The sequence below is a fragment of the Faecalispora jeddahensis genome (assembly GCF_000577335.1).
Classification (GTDB): domain Bacteria; phylum Bacillota; class Clostridia; order Oscillospirales; family Acutalibacteraceae; genus Faecalispora; species Faecalispora jeddahensis.
This window is the reverse complement of the sequence record NZ_CBYL010000080.1, coordinates 1-7393: the sequence shown is the minus strand read 5'-3', so window position 1 is coordinate 7393 and position 7393 is coordinate 1. Positions and strand designations below refer to the sequence as shown.

Below are 7393 nucleotides of genomic sequence, written 5' to 3'. Positions count from 1 at the left end.
CCAAAGAAAACCACCAGTAATTACTGGTGGTTTTTTCTTTGCTTTTTCATTTTGAAGTAAAATCAAATGGAATTGTGTGAAATGATTATTGTGAAATGGATGGCAAGTTACCAAGATTATTGCTTTCCTCACCATCGGGCAAAGAGCGAAGATACTCACTGCCATTTCTTGTGGCAACGGCAACTCCTCGAATTGCTCCAGCCTTGGCCAATTCCACACCCTGCTCCTTCGAGATGATTTGTCCGCTGGAAAGCTGATAGCCCTCAATGCGGCCGCTGTGCTTTACCAGCTGTGTAATAGACTGTGCATCGGGCTTCGGTGTGGGTGTAACGGCGTTAATATTCATTGGCAAATTTCCGACAGATTGATTTTCTTGATTATCCATACGATCACTCCTTGCCATATAGTTTGTCGGAATTCCCTTGAAATATTACGTTGAAAATCTTTCTAAAAAATCCTTTGAAGCACAACTTTTTGATATTGATCAAGGGACTCTTTTGAGCTCCTTTTCTTCGCATCAATTTGTGTGAGAATCTGATTTGCTGAGAGCGCTCCTCAATATTTTTGTGAAAGAGATGTCATTGTTTGGAAATCGTGTTATAATAACCTCACGGCGCAAGCCAAGGTGAAGCTTCGGGCGCCTGGGAGAACATTGAATCATCAGTCGTGAGAAAAACGAAAATTGTTTCTTTGATGTGGACTGAGTAGAGAACGGATGATATAATCACTTCGCGCTGTTCATAAAAATCTGATTTTGATATTGATATGGGAACAATATCATCGAAAATTTCCTTAGAGAAGGGCTGGATCAATTTTGCGGGAACTCGGCAAATACTTAAAATCGTATCGTAAACAGGTCATTCTTGGCCCTATATTTAAATTGATTGAAGCCATATTTGAGCTGATTATTCCAATCGTAACCGCGCGGATCATCGATGAAGGTGTTCGCCGGGGAGACATCGCCTATGTTTGGAAGATGGGCGGTGTCATGCTGCTGCTCGGCGTTGTGGGTCTGTGCTTTGCGCTGGTGTGTCAGAAGATGGCCGCGGTGGCCTCACAAGGCTTTGGAACGGTTTTGCGCAGGGAATTATTTCGCCATATCAATACGCTCTCTTATGCAGAACTTGACCGTTTTGGCACGCCGTCGCTGATTACCCGCCTGACGAACGATGTCAATCAGCTTCAGCTGGCGGTTGCGATGCTGATTCGTCTGGTGGTGCGCGCGCCGTTTCTGGCGGTAGGCGCTGTCATTATGGCGATGACGATCGATGTGCCGCTGGCGCTGATTTTTGTGGTGGCGACTCCTCTGATCGGCCTCGCTCTGTATCTGGTGATGAGCCGTTCCGTTCCCTTCTTCAAGGCGATTCAAAAAAAGCTGGACGCCATTTCCCGTTTGTCGCGAGAAAGCCTGTCCGGCGTGCGGGTCATCCGTGCCTTTTCCCGCCAGGAGCAGGAAACCGAACGATTTACAAATGCGGCGGATGAACAGGCTGCCGCGGCAATTCGGGTCGGCAAGCTTTCCGCGCTGCTGAATCCGATTACGTTTGCTATCATCAATTTTTCGATTCTGGCGATTGTGTGGTATGGCGGGTTCCGCGTCGATACCGGTATCGTCACACAGGGCCAGATCGTGGCTTTGATTAACTACATGAACCAGACGCTTCTTGCCCTCGTGGTGGTCGCAAATCTCGTGGTGATCTTTACAAAGGCCTCAGCCTCTGCTGCCAGAGTCAACGAGGTGCTGCATACCGAAACCACCGTTCAGGAGTCTGATTCCGCGGCAGAGCCGCAGCCGGTTTCCGGTGCGCCAAAAGTAGAGTTTCGCGGCGTCAGCTTTTCGTATCATCTTCCCGGAGAATACGCTTTGCAGGACTGCAGCGTCGAAATCGCCGCCGGAGAAACGATAGGGATCATCGGCGGTACGGGTTCCGGAAAATCGACTCTGGTGAATCTGATCCCCCGCTTTTACGACGTCACAAAAGGCCAGGTCCTGCTGGACGGAGTGGATGTGCGGGAATATCCGTTTGCTGTGCTGCGCAGCCGGGTCGGTATTGTTCTGCAGCAGTCTGAGCTGTTTACCGGAACCATCCGCAGCAATCTGCAATGGGGCAATGCGGCGGCCGCGGATGAGGAATTGTGGCAAGCTCTGAAAACAGCGCAGGCGGAGGATTTTGTGCGCGCTCTGCCGAAGGACCTATCCTCACTGGTCAGTCAGGGCGGAAAAAACTACTCCGGCGGCCAGCGCCAGCGCCTTGCGATTGCGCGAACCCTGGCGGCAAATCCACAGGTGCTGATTCTGGACGACAGCTCCAGTGCGCTGGATTTCGCAACCGACGCAGCTTTGCGGCGTGCTCTTCGCAATGATACGGCCGGGACGACGGTTCTGATTGTGTCCCAGCGGGTCAGCTCCATCCGCCATGCGGATCGCATTATTGTCTTGGACGACGGGGCCGTTGCTGGTATCGGCACACACGAAGAGCTGATGCAAAGCTGCCCTGTCTATCAGGAAATCTGCCTGTCGCAGATGAACCGCGAGGAGGTGGCCAGATGAATCGCTCGGTACTCAGGCGAATTATCGGCTACATGAAGCCGTATTTTGCTTATCTTGTGGGCGCGCTGATCTGCGCGATCATTTATATCTCACTTTCTTTGTATGCCCCGATTCTGATTGGCCATGCGGTCGATCAGATTGTCGCTCCCGGCCAGGTCAATTACGAAAGGATGCGCCAAATTCTGCTGCTGCTTGCCGCGACAGTACTGGTCAGTGCGCTGTTCCAGTGGGTTATGACGTACTGTACCAATCAGGCGACCTACCGCACGATGCGTGATTTGCGCGTGCAGGCCTATGAGAAGGTGAACCACCTGCCGCTTCGGACTATCGACAGCCATGCGCACGGCGATCTTGTCAGCCGTGTCGTTAACGATGTGGACCAGGTGTCCGACGGTCTGCTGCAGGGGATTACCCAGCTGTTTACCGGTGTGGTCACCATTGTGGGCACGCTGCTGTTTATGCTGACGATCAGCCCGGTCATTACGCTCGTGGTGGTGTGCATCACGCCGCTGTCCCTGTTTGTGGCCGCTTTTATTGCCAGAATTTCGCGTAAGCGCTTTTTTGATCAGCAGGCGTGTCAGGGGGAGCTCAGCGGATTAATCGAAGAGATGATCAGCGGAATCAAAACGGTGCGCGCGTTTCACTATGAAAACCGTGCGGAAAGCACGTTTGATGAAATCAATTCCCGCCTGTACGAGGCGGGGGAGAAAGCCCAGTTCAATTCCTCGCTTTCGAATCCCTCCACCCGGTTCGTCAACAGCATCGTGTATACCTCCGTTGCGGTGATCGGTGCTATCTGCGCCATTACCGGCGTTCCCGCGCGATTGAGTGTGGGGCAGATCACCAGCTTTCTGGCCTATGCCAACCAGTATACCAAGCCGTTTAATGAGGTAACCGCTGTGCTGACGCAGATTCAGACTGCGTTTGCTTCGGCCCGGCGCCTGTTCGAGGTGCTCGATGAGGAAGAGGAGCCTGCGGAGCCGGCCGACGCACAGGAAATTCATAACGGGGGCAGCCATCAGGTGGAGTTCCGGGATGTCGCTTTCTCTTATCGGTCCGGGACGAAGCTGCTGCAAAATATCAATCTGGCCGCTCACGCGGGGCAGCGGATTGCCATTGTAGGGCCGACCGGCTGCGGCAAAACGACGATCATTAACCTGCTCATGCGCTTTTATGATGTCGACAGCGGCAGCATCCGTGTGGACAGCACGGATGTGCGGCAGATCACGCGCGACAGCCTTCGTTCTCTGTTTGGAATGGTGCTGCAGGATACCTGGCTTTTCTCCGGCACAATCCGCGAGAATATCACCTACGGTAAGCCGAATGCCACTTTGGAAGAGGTGACCGCGGCCGCGAAGGCGGCGCTGGCGCATTCCTTTATCACCCGTCTGCCGAACGGCTATGACACCATGATTTCGGAGGATGGGGGAAATCTTTCGCAGGGGCAGCGGCAGCTGCTCTGTATTGCCCGGGTAATGCTGGTTGACCCGCCCATGCTGATTCTGGATGAAGCGACCAGCAGTATCGATACCCGAACCGAGCTTCTGGTGCAGAAGGCGTTCCAGCGGATGATGGAGGGCCGCACCAGCTTTGTGGTGGCACACCGCCTTTCCACCATTCAGGGGGCGGATCTGATTCTCGTGATGCGTGCCGGCGAAATTGTGGAGCAGGGAACACACCAACAGCTGCTGGAGAAAAACGGATTTTATGCCGAGCTCTACAACAGTCAGTTTGCCGCCAGCTGAGTTTGGGTTGTCAGCAAATATTTTCCTTCCGCTGTGCGAGCCCTGCTTTTCCATGATTGCGGAAAGGATATTCTTCTATCAGAAAAGGCGATACCATACTACGGTATCGCCTTTTAACAATTTTTGATCAGAGAGAGAAGCCGCAAAGCTCCGCGCCCGACAGAGCCGCGCCGATGATTCCCGCATCGTTGCCCAGCTCAGCAGTCACTAACTTTGTTTTCAGCGGGGAATTGGTCACAAACTGTTCCCGTTCCACAATCGCTCTCACCGGCGCGAGAAGGGTTTCCCCTTCGCGGCTGATGCCTCCTCCGATGCAGATCACATCCGGCTGAAGGCTGTTGATGATGTTGATCACGCCGCAGGCGATGTCTTCGGTATAGACCTCCACGATCTTCCGCCCCAGGGCGTCGCCCTGGCGCATGGCGTCAAAAGCGCTTCTGCCTGAAATCCGGTTCAAATCGCCGTTCAGCATTTCCCAAATTAGGCTCTCGTGGGCCGTGTCCTGCTCCAGCAGTTCCCGGGTCGTCAGAATCAGCCCGGTGGCGGAGGCATAGCGCTCCCAGCAGCCGTGTCTTCCGCAATTACAAGGCCGACCATGCCGTTCAATGACGATATGCCCCATTTCTCCCGCGGCACCGTTTTGCCCCGCGTAGATTTTTCCGTCCAGAATCAGCCCGCTGCCTACCCCTGTTCCAAGGGTGATGGCCACGGCGTTCCATGCGCCCTGCAGTGCGCCTGCCTTAAACTCTCCCCAGGCCGCGGCGTTGGCGTCGTTATCCACACCCACAGGCAAATGAAGGCGGCTCTCCAGCTCCTCACGCATCGGAAAATGACGCAGCGGAAGGTTCGGCGTCAGCTCAACCATACCCGTATTGCGGTTTACAGAACCGGGGCAGCCGATTCCCACAGAATCTACCGGCTGTCCGGCTGCCGAAATGGCTTCCCGGGCGGCCTCGGAAATCCGGTCGCACAGCTCCTGCGGTGTGCAGGAAGCGCCGCTCGGCATAGACTGTTTTGAAAGAAGCTTGCCGCTTTTGTCGATGACGCCGGCGGCAATATTGGTGCCGCCCAGATCGATGCCAAGATAATACATCGAAATACCCCGTTTCTGATGAAATTACGCCGTGAAGGCGTTTCCGCTTTTTTATGTAAGATGGTTAGATAATAACAACTTTTTACCTATAAAAATTTTTTGCGTCGTGAGGCTATTATATCATCAAGTGGCGGTTTCGTAAATTGTTTCGTTGGCGCGATCGACAAAAAGAAAAAGGATTTGACAAATCTTCTTTCTTTGGGTACAGTTTAAAAGGAGAAATTTCTGCCATAATGATAGGTAGAAGCTTCCAGGCAAAGTAATGAAGGAAAATGGTGAAAAACGTGCAGTATCAGGAGTTACCCCAGTGGATGCAGAAGGAAGAAATCAAACCTTATATAGAGCTGCTCAATCGGCAAAAGGCGTCGTTGTTTTTCAAGCGGGTGTTCGATATCATTGTGTCGGCGCTGATCCTGCTGCTGCTTTCGCCGATTTTTCTGCTGCTGGCCGCAGCGATCAAGATTGATTCCAGAGGGCCGGTGTTTTACCGACAGGTGAGAGTTGGGCAGTATGGGCGGGATTTTCGGATTTTCAAGTTTCGTTCCATGGTGCAGGATGCCGACAAAAAGGGCTTGGCCCTGACAACAGAAGGGGATTCCCGTATCACCCGGGTAGGGAAGCTGATCCGCAAGTGCCGCTTGGATGAATTTTCACAGGTCCTAAATGTCCTTGAAGGTACGATGAGCCTTGTCGGCCCCCGGCCGGAGGTGCGAAAATATGTCGATGCCTACGAGCCGGAATATCTGGCTACGCTGTTGATGCCGCCGGGCGTAACGGCAACGGCGAGCATCCGGTTTAAGGATGAAGACGAGCTGCTCAATTCTGGCGGCGACCCGGAAGAAATCTATATTCATCAGATTCTGCCGGAGAAGATGCGCTATAATCTGGAGTACCTTGACCACATTTCCGTCTGGCAGGATATCAAAATTATGGTTCAGACTGTTTTGGCGGTGTTCCGGCGGTGATTCTCTGCAAAGGAACACCGCTTTTCGCTGTAAATTTGCAATTGATTTTGCGTATCGGTTCGTGCTATAATAACCGCACGCCGAAGCGAAGCTTCGGACGGCTGAGAGAGCATGGAAGCACCGACCCGGTGATTTTGTTTTCCCGGGCGATTTTGTTGTTGTTTTGCTTTTGAATTTGTGCTATAATAAACTCCGTTCCACACGCTGGTGTGGCGAAATCGGCAGACGCAAGGGACTTAAAATCCCTCGGTGGCAACACCGTACCGGTTCAAGTCCGGTCACCAGCACCATAAAAGACATAGCTTTCCGTCAAAAGAGGCTATGTCTTTTATTATGCAAAAAAATCTGGTAATATGGATACAAGCTTCCGTAAAATCACCCAATGGATTATTTATATTAAACGCATAAGGAGGCAAGAAGAACTGTGCAAAGCAGAACTGTAATAAAAACTTCCAGATTCCCGGCGTCGGGGAGAAATGTTTTCAACAAGCTAAAATCCATACAAACGTTACAGTACATAGCCTCGCCATATGCGACGTTTACTCCGTTAACCGAAAGTAATGATTTCAATTGGAAAGCAGGAGAAATTTTTTCTTTTCGACTTAAATTATTTGGCGTTATTCCATTAGGCAGACACACAATTAAGGTAATTGATTTTAACGAGGAAGCATACCGGATTCACACAACCGAAAGCAATGCCTATGTGCCTATATGGAATCACAGTATCGTGCTAAAACCACTGGGCGATGATGCTTCACAGTACACGGATGAAGTCGAGATTTATGCAGGCTGGAAAACACCGTTTGTATATCTATGGGCAACATTTTTTTATGCCCATAGGCAAAAGAAATGGTTAAAGCTTTTGAGTAACCACGAAGCATTATGAGCATAACGAAATCTTAATAAAGTCCGGTTTGTTGGCCGGGTCATATCCAGCACCTTGTTATCTTGAAAAATATTTTTCTCACCATTTTTAAAAGAGGAAAGATCCTCGAGTGGTTATAAAAACAAAAACAGGCTGATAAATCATCAGCCTGTT

At 51.4% G+C, this 7393-nt stretch carries 6 protein-coding genes and 1 tRNA gene; 5 read left to right on the top strand and 2 right to left on the bottom strand.

Annotation, left to right across the window (positions count from 1 at the left end; genetic code table 11):
* Positions 1 to 85 precede the first annotated feature (85 nt).
* Entirely contained in the window at positions 86 to 385 is a 300-nt protein-coding gene (locus TY09_RS17120; protein ID WP_187119630.1) for a DUF3892 domain-containing protein, read from the bottom strand.
* A 429-nt stretch (positions 386 to 814) separates the two neighbouring features.
* Between TY09_RS17120 and TY09_RS17115 the strand changes: the two genes are divergently transcribed.
* Positions 815 to 2551: an ABC transporter ATP-binding protein gene (locus tag TY09_RS17115; RefSeq protein ID WP_042436892.1), complete on the top strand. Its 1737-nt coding sequence runs from the start codon at positions 815 to 817 to the stop codon at positions 2549 to 2551.
* The gene (locus TY09_RS17110; protein WP_042436889.1) at positions 2548 to 4296 is read left to right on the top strand and encodes an ABC transporter ATP-binding protein; all 1749 of its coding nucleotides are present in this window, start codon (positions 2548 to 2550) and stop codon (positions 4294 to 4296) included. The genes TY09_RS17115 and TY09_RS17110 overlap by 4 nt, the downstream gene beginning before the upstream one ends.
* 127 nt (positions 4297 to 4423) lie before the next feature.
* On the opposite strand, the gene TY09_RS17105 is transcribed toward TY09_RS17110, so the two are convergent.
* The gene (locus TY09_RS17105; protein ID WP_009066646.1) at positions 4424 to 5389 is read right to left on the bottom strand and encodes an ROK family protein; all 966 of its coding nucleotides are present in this window, start codon (positions 5387 to 5389) and stop codon (positions 4424 to 4426) included.
* Between the two features lie 311 nt (positions 5390 to 5700).
* Between TY09_RS17105 and TY09_RS17100 the strand changes: the two genes are divergently transcribed.
* The 3 genes from TY09_RS17100 to TY09_RS17090 all read left to right on the top strand — a co-directional run bounded on the left by TY09_RS17100 (position 5701) and on the right by TY09_RS17090 (position 7240).
* A complete protein-coding gene (locus TY09_RS17100) occupies positions 5701 to 6354 on the top strand; it encodes a sugar transferase (RefSeq protein ID WP_009066785.1) in 654 nt (217 codons plus the stop codon).
* A 203-nt stretch (positions 6355 to 6557) separates the two neighbouring features.
* Positions 6558 to 6644 (top strand) — tRNA-Leu (locus TY09_RS17095).
* 134 nt (positions 6645 to 6778) lie between these two features.
* Positions 6779 to 7240 (top strand): hypothetical protein, encoded by a 462-nt coding sequence (locus TY09_RS17090; RefSeq protein ID WP_042436886.1) that lies wholly within the window; start codon positions 6779 to 6781, stop codon positions 7238 to 7240.
* Positions 7241 to 7393: the final 153 nt, after the last annotated feature.